Source organism: Streptomyces sp. NPDC001380 (assembly GCF_042895785.1).
Classification (GTDB): Bacteria; Actinomycetota; Actinomycetes; order Streptomycetales; family Streptomycetaceae; genus Peterkaempfera.
Map to the genome: position 1 here is coordinate 54,755 of NZ_JBIAWP010000004.1, position 16,718 is coordinate 71,472.

Below are 16,718 nucleotides of genomic sequence, written 5' to 3' on the forward strand. Positions count from 1 at the left end.
CCGGGCACGGGGGAGCGTGCCCCGGGCGCCGCTCCGCACACGGGCCGGACGGGTCCCGCTGCGCGGACGTCCGCCCCGGGCGGCGGGACCTCCTGGGGGGCGGGCGTCCTCCTGCGCGGCGGGGCCGCGCTGCGTAGCATCGGCGTCCATGACGCCGACCCCCGCCACCGGTCCGATACCCGCCCCGCACCCCGCGGTCCCGCACCAGGCGGACCCGTACCGGACCGGCCCGGTGCCCGGGCACCCGCTGCGCACCGTGGCCGTGCCCGGCTGCACCCTGGCGGTCAGCGCCGTGGAGCCGGACGGCGACGGACTGCCGCCCGCCGTGATGGTGCACGGCTTGGGCGGCTCCACCCAGAACTGGGCCGAGCTGATGGCGGAACTGGCCGGCGACGTGCACGCCGAGGCCGTGGACCTGCCCGGCTTCGGCCACTCGGCCCCGCCGGACGACGGCGACCTGTCGCTGTCCGGGCACGTCCGCGCGGTCACCGCCTACCTGGAGTCCGCGGACCGGGGCCCGGTGCACCTCTTCGGCAACTCCCTCGGCGGCGCCGTCGCCGTCCGCCTGGCGGCGCTCCGCCCGGACCTGGTCCGCACCCTCACCCTGGTCTCCCCGGCGCTGCCCGAGCTGCCGCCGCAGCACACCGCGCTGCCCACCGGCCTGCTGGCCGTCCCCGGGGCGGCCCGGCTGCTGGAGCGGCTGGCCGCAGGGCAGAGCGCCGAGCAGCGCACCGCCGCGCTCTTCGCCCTCGTCTACGGCGACCCGGAGCTGATCCCCCAGGACCGGCGCGACCTCGCGGTGCGGGAGTACCGCCGCCGGATGGACCTGCCCTACGCGATGGACGTGCTGGCACGCTCCGCTCGGGGCATCGTCCGCGCCTACGCCGAGCGGGGCGCGCAGTCGCTGTGGCGGCAGGCCGGGCAGGTGCAGGCGCCGGTGCTGCTGGTGTACGGACTGCGGGACCGGCTGGTGTCGTACCGCAGCGCCCGCCGGGCCTGCGAGGCGTTCCCCGACGCCCGGCTGCTGGTGCTGCCGGACTCCGGGCACGTCGCGATGATGGAGCACCCGGTGCAGGTGGCCCGGGCCTTCCGCGAGATGGCCGCGGAGGCCGCGGCGCGCCGGGGGAGGCCGGTCCCGGCCGAGGGCCGACGGGTCGTCCGGGAGGTGTGACGCGGCGTCACCCGGCTTTCCGGGAGGGGGTTGCCGGCTGACGGCCGTTCACCCGTAGACCTGGCGGCAGGTCCGCTCCGCGGCGCTGCCCGGCGCCCAGCGGCCGAAGCGGGTGCCCAGGTCGCAGACGCCGCCCCGGCCGCCGGTGTGCCGCCCGCCGGTGTGCGGGCCCGGGCGGCGGCCGTGGTGCGTGCCGCCGTGTGCGCCGTGCCGCCCGGCCGCGCGCCGCTGCGGACGGAGCCGGCGGAGGTGCGAGGGGCGCGCCTCCGCGCCGCGCCCCCGCCCGGCCGCCTCCGAGCCGTGCGGGTCCCCGGCCGTCGCGGGGCCCCCGCCGGCCTCGTCGGCCCGTCGTCCCGTCGGCTGCGCCCCGGGGTCGCCCTCGGCGACGCCGTACCGCTCCACGGACGTGCCCGCGCCCGCCGCCGGGAGCGGCGAGGGGGCCGCGGGGGCGGCCGGGGCGACGGTCCGGGCCGGGCCGGGGTCCCGGCCCGGGCCCGTCGACACGCAGCCGCAGAGCAGGACCGCGCAGAGCAGGACCGCCCAGGACAGCGCGGGCCGGGGCGGTGCGGGCCGGGACGGCGCCGGCCGGGGCGGTGCGGGCCGGGACAGCGCCGGCCGGGGCGGTGCGGGCCGGGACAGCGCCGGCCGGGGCGGTGCGGTGCGGGGTGGGACCGGCGGGGCCGGGCGGCCCTGGGGCGGAACGGCGGGCATCGGGGCGTCCTCCGGCGAGGGCGGGGTCTGCGCGGACACGGCTGCGCGGCTGCACGGCCACTGCGGTGCGGCGTCGTGCGCGCGGCGCGGGGCGCGGGGCGGGTCGGGGCGGGGCCGCCTCCGCGGCGGACGGGGGCCCCGCCGTGTCCCAACGAGCGGTTCCGGTCGGAGGATGTGGCGTTTGTCTCGGTATGCCGATCGACTTTGACTATTTACTTATGAGGGTTCAAAGTTTCCCTCATGGTTCGCACCGGTCCGCCCTGTCGCAGCGCCGCCTTCCGGCTGGCGCTCCTCGGCGTGGCCGCGCTCTGCGTCGCCGACGTCGACTGTCCCTGACGCCGACCGCCCCGGGCCGCCTCCACGGCGCCGCCCCGCGACCCCCCGCCCAGCCCCGCCCCGCGCCCGGCCGAACGGCGCACCGCCGCGCCCCGCCACGCCCCCTCCGTCCCTGCCCCGTCCCGCCCCGTCCCGCCCCGTCCCGCCCCCGGGACGTCCGGCAACACCCCGAGAGGTACCTCCCATGCGCAAGTCCAGAGCCCTGTACGCGGCCGCCGGTACGGCACTCCTGTCGAGCCTCGCCGTCGCCTGCGGCAGCGGCGGCGGTGCGGGCGGGGCCGGTCACAAGGCCTTCGACCCGAAGGACTACCGCGGCGGCACCCTCACCGTGCTCAACCACAACGACCAGGGCCACTTCGACCCCGCGCGGCTCTACACCTCCGGCGGCGGCAAGATCCCCACCCTGGTCTTCCGCACGCTGACCACCCGCGACCACACCACCGGCGGCCCCGAGGGCGCCAAGCCGGTCCCGGACCTGGCCACCGACACCGGCACGCCCAGCGACGGCGCCCGGACCTGGACGTACCACCTGAAGGACGGCCTGACGTACGAGGACGGCACGCCGATCAAGGCGCAGGACGTCAAGTACGGCATCGAGCGCTCCTTCGCCCCCGAGCTGCCCGGCGGCGCCCCCTACCTGCGCGACTGGCTGGTCGGCGGCGAGGACTACCAGGGCCCGTACAAGGGCGGCGAGCTGGACTCCATCGTCGTCCCCGACGACCGCACCATCGTCTTCCACCTGCGCAAGCCCGAGGGCGACTTCCCGTACCTGGCCACCGCCACCCAGTTCGCCCCGGTGCCGAAGGCCAAGGACACCGGCGTGAACTACGAGAAGCACCCGGTCTCCTCCGGCCCCTACAAGGTCGTCAGCAACGACCAGGGCCGGACCATCGTGCTGGCCCGCAACCCGCACTGGTCGCAGAAGAACGACGACCAGCGCCTCGCCGGCCCCGACCGCATCGTGGTGCAGTCCGGCCTCGACCAGTCCGTGATCAACCAGCGCCTCGCCGCGAGCAGCGGCGCCGACGCGCGGGCTGTCACCACCGACACCAACATCGACGCCTCGGTGCTGGCGAAGCTGAACGGCCCGCAGGGCCTGAAGGACCGGGTCGCCACCGGCTTCTTCGGCGAGACCTGGTACCTCGCGTTCAACACCAAGGCCAAGCCCTTCGACAACCAGAAGGTGCGCGAGGCGATCTCCTACGCCGTGGACCGGCGGTCGGTGGTCAACGCCGTCGGCGGCACCGCCGTCGCCAAGCCCGCCACGACCTTCCTGCCCGACCAGAAGGCGTTCGGCTACACCCCCTACGACTACTTCCCCGGCGGCGCCTCCGGCGACCCGGCGAAGGCCCGCAAGGTCCTGGCCGAGGCCGGCTACCCCAACGGCCTCACCATCACCCTGGACCACACCACCTCCGCCGGCGACGGCAACGGCCCCGAGGTCGCCACCGCCGTCCAGGAGGCGCTGAAGAAGGCCGGCATCACGGTGCGGCTGCACGCCTCCGAGTCCAACGACTACGCCGAGAAAACCCAGAAGCCGGCCACCGAGCCCGGCCTCTTCCTGCAGAGCTGGGGCGCCGACTGGCCGTCCGGCGGCCCGTTCCTGGCCCCGGTCTTCGACGGCCGGCAGATCCTGAAGGGCGGCGGCAACTACAACGCCAGCCAGCTCGACGACCCGAAGGTCAACGCCGAGATCGACGCCATCAACAAGCTCACCGACCCGGAGGCCGCCGCGGCCCGCTGGGGGAGGCTCGACGCCGAGCTGGGCAAGCGCGCCCTGACCGTGCCGCTCTACCACCCGGTCTACAAGCGCCTCTTCGGCAAGGACGTCACCAACACCTACGTCAGCCAGTGGAACGGGCTCTACGACCTGTCCCGCATCTCGGTGAAGTAGGACGGACGCAGTGAGCGAGACCGCGACGGTCCTCGACACCGCCACCGCCGCCGGGGCCGCCGAGCCCCGGCGGCGGGGGCGGGTGTGGCAGCGGCTGCGCCGCAACCGCGCCGCCATGGCCGCCCTGGCCGTGGTGGCGCTCCTGGTGCTCTTCGCACTGGCCGCGCCGCTGCTGTCGGCCCTGGAGGGCCAGGACCCCACCACCTTCCACAGCGACCTCGTCGACTCCGCGACCGGCGGTGTGCCGACCGGCTCCTTCGGCGGCGTGAGCGCCGACCACTGGCTGGGCGTGGAGCCCGGCAACGGCCGCGACGTCTTCGCCCGCCTCGCCCACGGCGCCCGGGTCTCGCTGGGCGTCGCGGTGGGCGCCACCCTCGTCCAGGTCGCCCTGGGCACCCTCGTCGGGCTCGCCGCCGGTCTCGGCAACCGGCTCGCCGACACGGTGCTCAGCCGCGCGATGGACCTGGTCATCGCCTTCCCCGAGCTGGTCTTCGCCATCGCCCTGATGGCGATCGTGCCGGAGGGCTTCCCCCGGCCGGTCCTGCTGATGCTGGTCATCGGCGTGCTCGGGTGGGGCGCCCCGGCCCGCGTCGTCCGCGCCCAGGTGCTCTCGCTGCGCGGCCTGGACTACGTCGCCGCGGCGCGCCTCGGCGGCTCCGGGCGCTGGCGCGTCGCCCGCCGCGAGATCCTGCCCGGCCTCGCGGCGCCGGTCATCACGTTCGCGCTGCTGCGGCTGCCGGTCAACGTCGCCTCCGAGGCGGGGCTCTCCTTCCTCGGCGTCGGCGTGCGGCCGCCCACCTCCTCGTGGGGGCAGATGCTCTCCACCGCCACCACCTGGTACGAGACCGACCCGACGTACGTCCTGCTGCCCGCCGGGCTGCTCTTCGTCACCGTGCTCGCCTTCACCGTCCTCGGCGACGGGCTGCGCACCGCCCTCGACCCGCGCGCCGCCTCCCGGCTTCGGGCCGGCACCCGGCGCGGGAACGCGGCCCCGCGCAGGCCCGCGCCGGCCGCCCGGTCCGACGCCGGCGTGCCGGCCGCCGCAGCCGACGCCGCCACGCCGCCGAGGACCGAGGACTGATCCGCCATGCTCCGCTTCCTCCTCCGACGCTCCGTCAGCACCGCCCTGGTGCTGCTGGTGCTGTCGGCCGTGGTCTTCACCCTCTTCTACGCCACCCCCGGCGACCCCGCGATCCTCGCCTGCGGCAAGGGCTGCGACGGCGACCGGCTCGCCGTGGTCCGGCACAAGCTCGGCACCGACCTGCCGCTGTGGGACCAGTACTGGCACTTCCTGCGGGGCCTGGTCGCCGGCCGCGACTACGATGCGGGCGCCGACACCACCCACTGCGCCGCCCCCTGCTTCGGCTACTCCTTCCAGTACGACCAGCCGGTGCTCGGCATGATCACCGCCCGCCTGCCGGTGGACGTCTCGCTCACCCTCGGCGCCATGGTCATCTGGATGGTCGTCGGCGTCGGCACCGGCCTGCTCTCGGCCCTGCGCCGCGGCGGCGCCACCGAGCGGCTGCTGACCGGCCTCACCCTGGCCGGCATGTCCACCCCGGTCTTCCTCATCGGCCTGCTGCTGATGATGGCCTTCTGCTCCTGGCTGGGCTGGCTGCCCTTCCCGCAGTACACGCCGATCGCCGACGACCCGGCCCGCTGGGCCGCCAACCTGGTGCTGCCCTGGTTGTCGCTGGCGCTGATCAGCGCTGCCGCCTACGCCCGGATGACCCGCAGCTCCATGCTGGAGACGCTGGCCGAGGACCACATCCGCACCGGCCGGGCGTACGGGCTGCCCGAGCGGCGCATCGTCGCCGGGCACGCCCTGCGCGGCGCCCTCACGCCGGTGATCACGCTCCTGGCCATCGACGTCGGCGGCATGCTGGGCGGCGCCACCCTCACCGAGACCGTCTTCGGCTTCGACGGGCTCGGCCGGCTGCTGGTGAACGCGGTCAACCACATCGACCTGCCGGTCGTCGTCGGCGTGACCCTCTTCGCCGCCTTCTTCATCGTGATCGCCAACGCCGTCGCGGACGTCCTGTACGCGGTGGCCGACCCCCGGGTGGCCCTGGCATGACCGACGACCTCCTGACCGACCGGTCGCCCTCCGGCGGCCCGTCGGCCGGCAACCTGCTCCTCGACGTCCGCGACCTGCGCGTCTCCTTCCCCGCGGCCGACGCCGAGGGCGGGTCCGTCACGGCCGTGGACGGCCTCTCCCTCACCCTGGCCCGCGGGCGGTCCCTCGGCCTGGTGGGGGAGTCCGGCTCCGGCAAGAGCACCGCCGCCTTCGCCCTGCTCGGCATGCACCGCGGCACCGGGGCCGAGGTCACCGGCACCGTCCGGGTCGCCGGGACGGACGTCAACGCCGCCTCCGACGAGGAGCTGCGGCGCCTGCGCGGCAACCGGGTCGCCATGGTCTTCCAGGACCCGCTCTCCGCCCTCGACCCCTTCTGGTCCGTCGGCGACCAGATCGCCGAGGTGTACCGGCTGCACACGGGCGCCTCCCGCCGGGCCGCCCGCGCGCGGGCCGTCGAGGTCCTGGACCGGGTCGGCATCCCCGACGCCGCCCGGCGCGCGGGCGCCCACCCCCACGAGTTCTCCGGCGGCATGCGCCAGCGCGCGCTCATCGCCATGGCCCTCGCCTGCGAGCCCGACGTGCTCGTCGCGGACGAGCCCACCACCGCGCTGGACGTCACCGTCCAGGCGCAGATCCTCGACCTCCTGCACGACCTGCGGGAGGAGACCGGCATGGGGCTGCTGCTGGTCACCCACGACCTGGGCGTGGTGGCCGGCGCCACCGACGAGGTCCTCGTCATGCAGGGCGGGCGCGCCGTCGAGCACGGCGGCACGGAGGACGTGCTGAGCGCCCCCGGGCGCCCGTACACGCGGCAGCTCGTCGAGGCCGTACCCCGCCTGGAGGCCCGGCGCACCCCCGTGCCGGTCGGCGACGACGTGCTGCTCCGCGTCGAGGACCTCCACCGGCACTACCCGGCCCCCGGCGGCTCCGGCGGCTCCGGCGGCGAGCGCGCCCCCGGCCTCGGCCGGCTGCTCGGCCGCCGGCCGCAGCACCGCGCCGTGGACGGCGTCACCCTGGACGTGCGGCGCGGGGAGACCCTCGGCGTCGTCGGCGAGAGCGGCAGCGGCAAGACCACCCTCGGCCGCATGATGGTCCGGCTCCTGGAGCCCACCTCCGGCCGGATCCTCCTCGACGGCCGGGACATCTCCCGGGACGGCGAGCGCGCCCTGCGCCCCGTCCGGCGCGACCTGCAGATGGTCTTCCAGGACCCCGTCTCCTCCCTCAACCCGCGCCGCTCCGTCGGCGACTCCGTCGCCGAGCCCCTGCTGGCGGGCGGTGCGGACGCAGCGGCCGCCCGGTCCGAGGTGCGCGACCTGCTGGAGCGGGTGGGGCTGCCAGCCTCCTGGTACGACCGCTACCCGCACGAGTTCTCCGGCGGCCAGCGGCAGCGCGTCGGCATCGCCCGCGCCCTCGCGGTGCGCCCCCGGCTGATCGTCTGCGACGAGCCGGTCTCCGCCCTGGACGTCTCCACCCAGGCCCAGGTCGTGGGGCTCCTCGGCGACCTGCAGCGCGAGTTCGGGCTGACCCTGGTCTTCATCGCCCACGACCTCGCGGTGGTCCGGCAGGTCAGCGACCGGGTCGCGGTCATGCGGCAGGGGCAGGTCGTGGAGTGGGGCGATGCCGACAGGGTGTACGAGTCCCCGCAGCACCCCTACACGCGGCGGCTGCTCGCCGCGGTCCCGGTGCTGGACCCGGCCGAGGCGGCGTCCCGGCGCCGGGCCCGGCGGGCGCTGCTCGCCCTGGACCGGAGCGCGGACGCGGCGGAGCCGGCCGCGGTGGCCTGAGCCCGGACCGCCGCGGCCCGAGCCGGGCCGCGGCGGCCGTGCGCGGTGCGGCGGGCCGAGCCGCCCGCCGACCGCCCCCGCCGTCCCGTCCTGCGGCCGCCCCGCCGGCCGTTCCGTCCGAGGCCGCCCCGCGCCGACCGCGCCGGGCGGCCTCCGCGTTCCCGCCGCCCCGCCCCCTGCCGTCCCTGGGCCGTGCCGTCCGCCGTCCGCCGTCCGCCGTCCGCCGTCCGGGCCCGCGCCCCCGCGGACGTGCAGGTTACGGCCATTCACTCCTTCAGGTGGCGGCCACGCAAGTGACCGACGGCCCGGCCGCGCGGGCGCCTACCTTCGAGGGGCCGGACCGAACAAGCGTCGGGTGCCTTGCGCCGGGAGGCCCCGGCGTGGGCGGCCCGACCGTGCACGCCCGGCCGCCGCCGGTCCGACCCGGCGGGGGCCCTTCCGGCACGGACGGTCCCGGCACGGGCGGTCCCGGTACGGGCCGGTCCGGCGCCCTCCGGGGCGCCGCGTGCCGCCGTGCCCCGGCTGCTGCCGCCCCCGGCCGCCGCCCCGCCCCCGACAGCCCCGCCGTTCCGCCGCCCGATCCGCCCCGGAGGTCCCGTGCGCATCGCCCTGCTCACCGCGAGCGACGACGCGACTGCTCCGCGTTCCGCACCCGGCGGTGCCGACTGGTGCGCCTGGGCGGAGCGCAGCCTGCCCGGGCACGCGTTCCTGCACCCGGTCCTCGACGCGGCCCCGGCGGGCCGCCGGGGCCGCGCGCCGCGCGGCCGCCGCCGGGCGCGCCTGCTGCGGTCCTACGAGGCCCTGGTGCGGGCGCTGGCCGAACCGCGGGAGAGCGCCTCCCTCCCCGCGGCCCTGTACGCCCTGGCGGACGCCGCGGAGCCCCCCGGCCACCTCCCGGCCCTGCTGCGGTGCGAGGAGGCGGCGCGGCTGCTGGAGCGGACCTGGCGGTCCGGGAGCGGCCCCGCATCGGTCCGGTCCCCCGCCGCCCGCGACGTCCTCGCCGCGTCGGACGCCCTGGAGCGGGCCCTGCGGCCCCTCGCCGCCGGATGGCTCCGCGACCCGGCGGGCGCCCCCTCGGCCGACCTGTGCCACGTCACCGGCGGCACCCCCGCCGCCCTGGCCGCGCTCCTCGCCGGACGGCTGCACGGCGTGCCCTGCGCCGTCAGCGGCCACCGGCTCCTGCCGGGGGAGCCGCCCCCCGGCTCCGCCCCCGGTCCCGGGCCGGCCCGCGCGCTCATCCTCTCCTTCTCCCGCCTGCTCGCCCGCGAGGCACTGGGGCGCGCGGCCGTGGTCCTCGCCGGCAGCGACCACGAACGCCGCTGGCTGGAGCGGTGCGGGGCCGACCCGGCCCGCACGCGGGTGCTCCGCGACCCGGTGGCGGACGGGCCGCACCCGGCAGCGGGCCCCGAACCCCCCGTGCCGACGCTGCTGTGGCTGCGCGAGCCGGACGCGGTCGCGGCGGACCCGGCGGTGCGGGAGGCCGTCGCCCTGGTGCGCGGGTCGTTCCCCGCACTGCGGGTACGGGCCTGCGCCCCCGCCCCGGCCCCCGCTGCTCCCGGCCCTGCGGCGAGCGCTCCGGCTGCGGGCGGCCCCGCCGGGGCCGGCGGCGTCCCGGGCCCGGTCCACGGCGCGGGCAGCGTGGTCCTGCTGCCCGCCTCCGACCGGCCGTCCGCCGGACCGCTGGCCGAGGCGATGCTCAGCGGCCGGGTCGTGGTCGCGGAGGACGTCGGGCCCGCCAGGGAGGTGCTCGGCCCCGCCGGCGTCCTGGTGCCGCCCGGCGACCCGCAGGCGCTGGCCGATGCGTGCACCGCCCTGCTGCGCGACCCGCGGCGCCGCGCCCGGCTCGGGACGGCCGGGCGGCGGCGCGCCCTCGAGCTCTTCTCCGCGGAGACCGCCGCCGGCACCCTGCGGCGCGCCTACCTGGACGCCGCCGCCCGCTGGCCGGCCTTCCCGGACGCGGGCCGCCCGTCCGCCGAGCCCTTCGCCCTGCCCGCCGAGTACCGGTCGGCAGGGCAGCGGCCCGCCGGGCACCGCCCGGGTGCCGGTCCGGCCGCCGGCACCGGCCGCCCGCCCGGCCCGGTCCGCGGGACCGCCCGGCCGGCCTCCGCCCGTGAGCCCGACCCGGTCGACGGGCCCGACCCGGTCGACGGGCCCGGCCCGGTCCGTGATCCCGGCCCGGCCGTTCCGCCCGGCGACACCCGTCCGTCCCGCCACCGGGAGGTCGCATGACCAGCCGCCCGCCCGTCCCCGTCCGCCCGCAGGAGGCGCCGTGACCGCTCCCCGCCCCCCGCGGCCGTCCGGGGCCGACCCCGTGCGCCAACTCATGGAACGCCACCGCGACCTGTGCGAGAGCGCCACCGACCCGCTGGAGATCGCCGCCGGTCTGGAGGCCGCGGGCGTCGGGCCCGACGCGGTCGCCCGCTGCCGCCACGCGGACGTCTTCGCCCTCGCGGAGGAGCTGTACGCGCGGGTGCCGCGGCGGTCCGCCGGCTCCGCGGCCCCGGACACGGCCGGCCCCTGGCGCCGCCGCGCCGGTGCGAGCCTGCTCGCCGCCGTGCTCTACGCGCTGCCCTGCGCCGCCTTCGCCGCGATCCGGGCGGTCGCCCCCCGGTCCTCGCCCTGGGCCCTGCTGGCGGCCGCGGCCGTCGCCGGCGCCTGGTACGCCGCCACGGCGCTGGAGACCGCCCGGTGGGAGGGGGGCCGCCCCGGACCGTCCGCCCCGGCGCCGCCCGGGACCGGCCCGGCCGGCACCTCCCTGCGCGCGGTCGCCGCCGCCGGGGTCGGGGCGGTGCTGGTGATGCCGCTGGTCCTGCCGTTCGCGGGCGGGGGGGATCCCGCCTCCCCCGTCACGCCGGCGGCCCTGGCGGTCGGCATGGGCGCGGCCGAGTGGTGTGCGCGCTGGTTCCGGCACGCCGGACGGTCCCACCTGGCCGCGGCGGCCGGCATCGCCGAGTTCCGGCGCCGGATGGTCCCGGTCCTGCCGGCGGCCGTCCTGCTGCACCTCTGCGCCGTCGCCCTGCTCACCGCCGCCGTCCTCGCCGTCCGCCCCGGGGGTCGGGAGGAGGACTTCGGCGCGCTCCAGTGGGGCGCCCAGGGGGCCGCCGCACTGCTGCTGTCCCTGGTCGTCCTGCTGCTCCGCTGCGGGCGCCCGGGAGCCGCGGCCGCCGGCGCCGCCGCGGCGGCCGGCGGGACGGGCCTGCTCCTCGCGGTGCGGGCGCTGCCCCTGGCCCTGCCCGGCCGGGACCTCCTCGCCGCCCACGGCCCGGCGGCCGTCCAGCTCGCCGGCTGCGGCGCCGCGGCCGCCGCCCTGCTGCCCTGGGCCTGGGCCGCACTGGTGCGGCCCGGCGCCCACCGTGCCGCACCGGCCGGGCCTCCCCCGGCCCCCGCACGCTCCGGGCCGTCCGCCCGGACCCCGCTCACGGAAGGACCGACCCCCACATGAGGGTGCTGCTGCTGGGCGCGGACGGCTTCATCGGCCGCCGCGTCGCCGACCGCCTGCTCGCCGACCCCGAGCTCCAGGTCACCGTCCTCGGCCGGCGCGACACCGCGGACATCCGGTTCGACCTCTCCGCGGGCAGCCCCGGCGCGCTCGCCCGCTTCCTCGACGCCGTCATGCCCCGGGTGATCATCAACTGCGCCGGTGCCACGTACGGCAGTCCCCGCGCCCTGACCAGGGCCAACACCGTCGCTGTGGCCACCGTCTGCGAGGCCGTCCGGCGCAGCCACGAGCCCGCCCGCCTCATCCACGTGGGGTCCGCCGCCGAGTACGGGCCGGCGCCCTTCGGCCAGCCGGTCCCGGAGACCGCCGAACCGCGCCCCCTCGGCCCGTACGGGGTGACCAAGCTGGCCGGCACCGAGCTGGTGCTCTCCTCCGGGCTGGACGCCGCCGTGCTGCGGGTCTTCGACGCGGTGGGACCCGGGGCCCCCACCGGCTCGCTCTTCGGCCGCCTGGCCGAGGGGCTGCGGCGCGCCCTGGAGCGCGGCGAGCCGCAGCTGCGGGCCCCCGACCTGTCCGCCTTCCGCGACTTCGTCGACGTCCGCGACGTGGCGCGGGCCGTGCAGTCGGCCGCCGTGTCCGCCGCCACCGGGATCGTCAACATCGGCAGCGGCACGGGGACGCGGGTCCGCGACGCGGCCGAGCTGCTGGTCCGCGCCTCCGGCTTCGACGGGCGCCTGGTGGAGGAGGGCCGCCCCGCGCTGCCCCCGCCGCCCGCCCCGGCCGACGGGTCCTCCGTCCCCGGGGGCGCGGCGTCCGCGCCCCCGGGGCCCGGGGCCGCCGAGCCCCGCTACCCGGCCGAGCCCGTCCTGTGGCGGCAGGCCGACGTCCGCACGGCCCGCGACCGCCTCGGCTGGCGGCCCCGCATCCCCCTGGAGGAGTCCCTGGCGGACGTCTGGACCGAGATCGCCTGCCGCGTGTGAGGCCGGAGGGGGCGTGCGGCGCCTGCGCTCGCAGACGGGCGCGGCGGCCGCGCGCCCTCCGGACCGGGACGCCGGCGACGACCGACTTGCTGCGCGTGGGGAGAGAGACGGAGCCGGTCGAAGGCGTCCGGGCCGGGTACCCGCACGGCGAGACCGTCATGACGACGACGCCGGAGACCTTCCACCACCGGATCGTCCGCCTCATCGACCGGCAGCTCCCCGAGGACCGCTTCGAGGTGCGGCCGAACCATGCGGTCGCCGTCCCCGAGCCCGGCGGTGAGCCCGTCCCGGACCCCATGCCCACCTGGGCGGACCGCGACCTCGGCTTCGTGGACGGCGTCGACCCGGTGCACGTCGCCGCGGTCCTCGAGACCGTCTCCCCCGGGAGGAGGAGGAACCGGACCGGGGCGGTACGCGACCTGGAGGCCGAGCCGGAGATGCACGCCTCGGCGGGCATCCCGCTCTGCGTCGTCGTCACCCCCGACGGCGAGGGCCGGGCCGACGTCCTGGAGGATCCCGACCCGGCGCGGCAGTCCCGCCCGGGCCGCCACCGGTACCGGTTCGGCGACCGGGTGCCGCTGCCGCAGCCCGTCGGGACGGTCCTCGACACCTCCCGGTCCGTGCGGCAACCGGCGGAGGGCCGAGCGCGTCCACGATCCGTCGCCGGACGTCTCGCCCCTCGGAACGGGTGTCTCGGAACAAGAACCGCCGTGACACTGTTGACCCGGAGAACAGACGAACTGACGACCATCGGAGTCCCCGTGTCGCTGCCACCCCTGGTCGAGCCGGCCGCCGAGCTCACCGTCGACGAGGTCCGCAGGTACTCCCGCCACCTGATCATCCCCGACGTCGGGATGGACGGGCAGAAGCGGCTGAAGAACGCCAAGGTGCTCTGTGTGGGCGCCGGCGGCCTCGGCTCGCCCGCCCTGCTCTACCTGGCCGCGGCGGGCGTCGGCACGCTGGGCATCGTCGAGTTCGACGTCGTGGACGAGTCGAACCTCCAGCGGCAGGTCATCCACGGCCAGTCGGACGTCGGCCGGTCGAAGGCCGAGTCCGCGCGCGACTCCGTCAAGGAGATCAACCCGCTGGTGGACGTCGTGCTCCACGAGGAGCGGCTGGACACCTCCAACGTCATGGAGATCTTCTCCGGCTACGACCTCATCGTCGACGGCACCGACAACTTCGCCACGCGCTACCTGGTGAACGACGCAGCCGTGCTGCTGGGCAAGCCCTACGTCTGGGGCTCCATCTACCGCTTCGACGGGCAGGCCAGCGTCTTCTGGGCCGAGCACGGCCCCTGCTATCGCTGCCTCTACCCGGAGGCCCCGCCGCCGGGCATGGTCCCCTCCTGCGCCGAGGGCGGCGTGCTGGGCGTGCTCTGCGCCTCCATCGGCTCCATCCAGGTCACCGAGGCGATCAAGCTCCTCGCGGGCGTCGGCGAGCCGCTGGTCGGCCGCCTGATGATCTACGACGCGCTGGAGATGCAGTACCGCACGGTGAAGGTCCGCAAGGACCCCGACTGCGCGGTCTGCGGCGAGAACCCGACGGTCACCGAGCTGATCGACTACGAGGCGTTCTGCGGTGTGGTGTCCGAGGAGGCCCAGGAGGCCGTCCTCGGCTCGACGATCACTCCCAAGCAGCTCAAGGAGTGGATCGACGAGGGCGAGAACATCGACATCATCGACGTCCGCGAGCCCAACGAGTACGAGATCGTCTCCATCCCGGGCGCCCGCCTGGTCCCGAAGAACGAGTTCCTGATGGGCAACGCCCTCCAGGACCTGCCCCAGGACAGGAAGATCGTCCTGCACTGCAAGACCGGCGTCCGCTCCGCCGAGGTCCTGGCCGTGCTGAAGTCGGCCGGCTTCTCCGACGCGGTCCACGTGGGCGGCGGCGTCATCGGCTGGGTCAACCAGATCGAGCCGGAGAAGCCCGTCTACTGATCAATCGATCTGCTGAGCTGCACTGCCCAACGGCTGTGTTCTTCTGACCAGTGCTGATGCCGTCAGCGGTTGTCATGGTTGGTCGGCGCTGATCGTCATTTCACGGCCCAGAGACGGCCCCGGGACTTGATCGCCCGGGGCCGTTTCGCGTCCGCGGTCCGGCTGGCACTGGGGCGGCTTGCGGTTGTAGCTTCCGCACCGAGTCGATCTGGCCTGCCGCCAACGCGGCGGCACCTTCTTGGGGGCACTGTGTGGGATGGCCCGTTCTATCGGGTGAAGCGGGTCCGGTACGAGATCTGTTTCGTGCCCGGGGCGGATGAAGACCTGGACGAGGTGTGCAACGTCGACATGTGGGTGACGTTCACCGACGGTAACCGCTGGTCCGGAACGGTGTTCACCCTCGATGAGGTGCAGCGCATCATGGACCACTGGAAGGGCACCGGCGAGTGCCTGGACGGCAGCTACTTCTGGTGCTGGGACGGGCTCATTGTCCGCGAAGCCGGCATCCCCGCCATGGTTCGAGTCATCGATGACCTGGTGGCTACCGGCGACTACGAAGGCGTCCTACGCTCGCTCGGACCGGAGGATGATCAGGGCAGCTGACTCCTGGGCTCGCATCCAGTGTCCCAGCTTGGAAGACGGCGTATACGGATCGCGGCTGACCTGGCAAATCCCTGACCTGCGCCCGAGCGCGGTCGGCACCGGCGTTCCCCGTGAGTCTCCGCTGTGCCCCGCCCGAACGGGCACGTAGCGGGCACGGCGCCAACGAGCTGAGCCGTCGGTATATGCCACGATGCTGGCCATGCTCACCATCGACGTCAGCTCAGTTACTGATGAGCGCGAACTACACGCTGTGCTCGCGCAGACTCTTCACTTTCCCGACTTCTACGGCAGTAACTGGGACGCCTTCTGGGACGCGATCACTGGGCTTGTCGAGATTCCGGACCATGTCCGCCTTACAGGGTGGAAGCACCTCAGCGACCGCATCCCTCGCGGGGCGATCATGCTGCAACGTGCCTTGGACGACTATCGGCAGGGGTGCCGGCCGCAGTTCCTTGCCGAGTACAGATAGGGCGCGCGGCCCTCATTTGAAGACCCGCGGCCGAGCGAAGTGGCTTCTTCCTCAACTGACCTTCGGGGATGAGCACCTGCGCCGATGTTCGGAGCACCGCCCCTGAGCAGGGGAAGTGGAGTCGGCGACTGTCGTCATCTGTCGTCGTTGGCTACCGTCGGACGGCCCAGAGACGGCTCGGGAATCCAGGCCATCCGCCGCGCCGCACTTCTGATCCGTAGCTCTGCAGAGATCGGTCATTGGAGGTCATACAGACTGCCGGGAAGCCCATGGGGGTCAGCGTGGGGCGCTGCCGGCTGCTGGGGTGCTGCACTTCTCTGCTATACAGCCGGGGTCCGATGGGAACTACGCAGGACGCCGATAGCGCACGCCACGCTCGTACGGCCACCCCGCGAGCCGCCTCTTGTGTCTCTCACCTGCTGTAGTGGTCCGCCGGTGGGTCGTGAGCGTATCGGTCAGAAGGGAGGTTCGAGATCGCCGCGGCCATCGCTGTGTGGTCCCCAGACCCAGGGCTCCTCCGGAAGAGGCTCCGGGCCGGGAGGATTGTGGCCCCAGGCTTCGAGGGTCCTCCACGCGACGCGGCGGTTGGGGTCGTAGCCGCTGGTGTCCAGGACGCGGCGCGCGTGCACGGCGAGGTGATCGCGGTGCTCGGCGAGCGCGGGGTGTTCGACGAGGATGAGCGCGGTGACGACGGCGGCTTCGCGCACGTTCTCGTGGCTGTCCTGGAGGAAGGGCGCGACGGCCTGGTAGAGCATCGGGCGCAGGTCCCGGAAGGCCGCCACGATGGTGCCGGGGGCGAGGAAGCCAGGGAAACGCTGCTCGATGAAGCCGACAATCTCGTCGGAGGCGTCTTGAAGGGTGGAAGCCAGCCAACCCAACAGCGTCGCGCGGATGGGGATGTCGCGATAGGGCCGGAGGGTCATGGCCGCGGGGTGGGTGAGGATGCCTGCGACATACATGACGGCGGGGGCGGTGGCTTCGTAGATGGTGTTCTGGTGGTTGACCAACTCGCCCAGCTCCGACAAGGCGGTGACCTGGACCTTGGGATCGGGCTCCAGCAACCGTGCCAGAATCCCGGGAAGGTCCTCACCGCTCCCGAAAGCCGTCTCGAGCGAATCCCAATCAGTCTCCGCCAGGACTGCCTGGTAGGGCGGCAAGTCAGGCTCGTGGGACGCCCCGGCGTTGAAACGGCTGTGGTTCACAGGACAAACCTAGACCGGACTTCTGACCTCAGCCCACCACTTTCCCCAGCTTCCATCCCGTCCGCCGTCGACCCACATACCGTGGAGCGGGCGTGGTTCATGGCGTCCAGGT

At 75.8% G+C, this 16,718-nt stretch carries 14 protein-coding genes; 12 read left to right on the forward strand and 2 right to left on the reverse strand.

Annotation, left to right across the window (positions count from 1 at the left end; genetic code table 11):
• The first annotated feature begins 148 nt into the window (after window positions 1–148).
• Window positions 149–1,171, forward strand: coding sequence for an alpha/beta fold hydrolase (locus ACFY07_RS06840; protein WP_390867714.1), 1,023 nt, complete (start codon window positions 149–151; stop codon window positions 1,169–1,171).
• 48 nt (window positions 1,172–1,219) lie between these two features.
• Here ACFY07_RS06840 and ACFY07_RS06845 read toward each other — a convergent pair whose 3' ends face one another.
• The gene (locus ACFY07_RS06845; RefSeq protein WP_390867715.1) at window positions 1,220–1,675 is read right to left on the reverse strand and encodes a hypothetical protein; all 456 of its coding nucleotides are present in this window, start codon (window positions 1,673–1,675) and stop codon (window positions 1,220–1,222) included.
• A 447-nt stretch (window positions 1,676–2,122) separates the two neighbouring features.
• Between ACFY07_RS06845 and ACFY07_RS06850 the strand changes: the two genes are divergently transcribed.
• The 11 genes from ACFY07_RS06850 (at window position 2,123) to ACFY07_RS06900 (ending at window position 15,404) form a co-directional block, all read left to right on the forward strand.
• Window positions 2,123–2,218, forward strand: a complete 96-nt coding sequence (locus tag ACFY07_RS06850; protein ID WP_374228241.1) for an Ms4533A family Cys-rich leader peptide — start codon at window positions 2,123–2,125, stop codon at window positions 2,216–2,218.
• A gap of 184 nt (window positions 2,219–2,402) precedes the next feature.
• Window positions 2,403–4,112 (forward strand): ABC transporter substrate-binding protein, encoded by a 1,710-nt coding sequence (locus ACFY07_RS06855; protein WP_390867716.1) that lies wholly within the window; start codon window positions 2,403–2,405, stop codon window positions 4,110–4,112.
• Window positions 4,113–4,122: 10 nt separating this feature from the next.
• Window positions 4,123–5,193 (forward strand): ABC transporter permease, encoded by a 1,071-nt coding sequence (locus ACFY07_RS06860; RefSeq protein ID WP_390867717.1) that lies wholly within the window; start codon window positions 4,123–4,125, stop codon window positions 5,191–5,193.
• A gap of 6 nt (window positions 5,194–5,199) precedes the next feature.
• Window positions 5,200–6,189: an ABC transporter permease gene (locus tag ACFY07_RS06865; protein WP_390867718.1), complete on the forward strand. Its 990-nt coding sequence runs from the start codon at window positions 5,200–5,202 to the stop codon at window positions 6,187–6,189.
• A complete protein-coding gene (locus ACFY07_RS06870; RefSeq protein WP_390867719.1) occupies window positions 6,186–7,973 on the forward strand; it encodes an ABC transporter ATP-binding protein in 1,788 nt (595 codons plus the stop codon). Before ACFY07_RS06865 ends, ACFY07_RS06870 begins: the two co-directional genes overlap by 4 nt.
• Before the next feature lie 597 nt (window positions 7,974–8,570).
• Window positions 8,571–10,202, forward strand: a complete 1,632-nt coding sequence (locus ACFY07_RS06875) for a glycosyltransferase (RefSeq protein WP_390867720.1) — start codon at window positions 8,571–8,573, stop codon at window positions 10,200–10,202.
• Window positions 10,203–10,242: 40 nt separating this feature from the next.
• Window positions 10,243–11,415 carry a hypothetical protein gene (locus ACFY07_RS06880; protein ID WP_390867721.1) on the forward strand — a complete coding sequence of 391 codons (1,173 nt, stop codon included), beginning with the start codon at window positions 10,243–10,245 and terminating at the stop codon, window positions 11,413–11,415.
• Window positions 11,412–12,392, forward strand: coding sequence for an NAD-dependent epimerase/dehydratase family protein (locus ACFY07_RS06885; protein WP_390867722.1), 981 nt, complete (start codon window positions 11,412–11,414; stop codon window positions 12,390–12,392). Before ACFY07_RS06880 ends, ACFY07_RS06885 begins: the two co-directional genes overlap by 4 nt.
• Window positions 12,393–13,153: 761 nt before the next feature.
• Window positions 13,154–14,332 carry an adenylyltransferase/sulfurtransferase MoeZ gene (gene moeZ / locus ACFY07_RS06890; protein ID WP_230746850.1) on the forward strand — a complete coding sequence of 393 codons (1,179 nt, stop codon included), beginning with the start codon at window positions 13,154–13,156 and terminating at the stop codon, window positions 14,330–14,332.
• A gap of 273 nt (window positions 14,333–14,605) precedes the next feature.
• Window positions 14,606–14,935 (forward strand): hypothetical protein, encoded by a 330-nt coding sequence (locus ACFY07_RS06895; protein WP_390867723.1) that lies wholly within the window; start codon window positions 14,606–14,608, stop codon window positions 14,933–14,935.
• A gap of 199 nt (window positions 14,936–15,134) precedes the next feature.
• Complete coding sequence (locus tag ACFY07_RS06900; RefSeq protein ID WP_390867724.1) at window positions 15,135–15,404, forward strand: barstar family protein; 270 nt, start codon at window positions 15,135–15,137, stop codon at window positions 15,402–15,404.
• A gap of 455 nt (window positions 15,405–15,859) precedes the next feature.
• Here the strand turns inward: ACFY07_RS06900 and ACFY07_RS06905 are convergent, their stop codons facing one another.
• Window positions 15,860–16,606, reverse strand: coding sequence for a hypothetical protein (locus ACFY07_RS06905; protein ID WP_390867725.1), 747 nt, complete (start codon window positions 16,604–16,606; stop codon window positions 15,860–15,862).
• Between the last annotated feature and the right edge of the window lie 112 nt (window positions 16,607–16,718).

What these genes read in the sequence shown, in the direction of transcription:
- ACFY07_RS06840 (WP_390867714.1), top strand. Translation starts at nt 149, where the DNA reads ATGACGCCGACCCCCGCCACCGGTCCGATACCCGCCCCGCACCCCGCG.
- ACFY07_RS06850 (WP_374228241.1), top strand. Translation starts at nt 2,123, where the DNA reads ATGGTTCGCACCGGTCCGCCCTGTCGCAGCGCCGCCTTCCGGCTGGCG.
- ACFY07_RS06855 (WP_390867716.1), top strand. Translation starts at nt 2,403, where the DNA reads ATGCGCAAGTCCAGAGCCCTGTACGCGGCCGCCGGTACGGCACTCCTG.
- ACFY07_RS06865 (WP_390867718.1), top strand. Translation starts at nt 5,200, where the DNA reads ATGCTCCGCTTCCTCCTCCGACGCTCCGTCAGCACCGCCCTGGTGCTG.
- ACFY07_RS06870 (WP_390867719.1), top strand. Translation starts at nt 6,186, where the DNA reads ATGACCGACGACCTCCTGACCGACCGGTCGCCCTCCGGCGGCCCGTCG.
- ACFY07_RS06885 (WP_390867722.1), top strand. Translation starts at nt 11,412, where the DNA reads ATGAGGGTGCTGCTGCTGGGCGCGGACGGCTTCATCGGCCGCCGCGTC.
- ACFY07_RS06900 (WP_390867724.1), top strand. Translation starts at nt 15,135, where the DNA reads ATGCTCACCATCGACGTCAGCTCAGTTACTGATGAGCGCGAACTACAC.